Annotated in this window: 1 protein-coding gene; it reads left to right on the top strand. The window is 68.0% G+C overall.

The window, feature by feature from the left end; genetic code table 11:
* Nucleotides 1–470 precede the first annotated feature (470 nt).
* Nucleotides 471–763, top strand: a 293-nt coding sequence (locus QMO14_RS33320) for a DeoR family transcriptional regulator (protein ID WP_301512407.1), incomplete at its 3' end; no start/stop codon positions are given.

Raw genomic sequence — 763 nt, 5'->3', positions numbered from 1 at the left:
TGGCTGCCATTGCGTTGTTGACCAGGCGGAAGTGGCTGGAGAGGGCGATGTTTGGGGTGGCTGTGGCGGGGCTTGCTGTGGGTGTATCCAGCCGAGGTCGAAGGGCTGGGCGGTGTTGCGCGCGGCGGTCGGGTGCGCCTGCACAGGCACAGCCGTAACGGCGGCAGCAGCGGTAGCGGCGCCAGTGGCGGGCGACGCCGGACGCGAGCGCACCGCGCCGCTCGGGCGAACGAGGGAAGTGGARGTCATGAGTTGGCGGGCGCCGTGGCGCGCGAAGGCCGCATCCGCGGCGGGCAGGCAAGGGGCATGTCTTTGTCTCCGGGCTGCGTCGCGTGGCGGCGCGGCCGTGTCGTTCGTGTTGGCGCAAATGTTATTACAACAACATTTAATCGCGCAATATGTTTTTCAAACAACATTGAAACAGCATGCGATGCCCGATACTCCGGCACGTGGACCAGAGGAAACCGAACATGCGAAGAACCGCGGGAGCCGAGGCCCGGGCCGTGCGCCTGGCCAGGATGCAGGAACTCGTCGAGGCCGGCGGCCCGCTGCCGATCAAGCAGGCGGCGCAGCAGCTCGACGTGACGGAGATGACCATCCGCCGCGACCTGTCGTCGGCCGAATCACCCCTCTCCGCCCTGGGCGGCTATGTGCTTGCAACCACGCTGCCGGGCGCCGAGCGCTACTCGCTCGACGAGGCCAGCGACCAGCACGCGGCCAACAAGCGCCTGGCCTGCGAGCGCGCCGCCGAACTGGTGCTGGC

Source organism: Variovorax sp. CAN15, from assembly GCF_030462475.1.
Classification (GTDB): domain Bacteria; phylum Pseudomonadota; class Gammaproteobacteria; order Burkholderiales; family Burkholderiaceae_C; genus Variovorax.
This window is presented reverse-complemented; position numbering and strand designations above follow the sequence as displayed.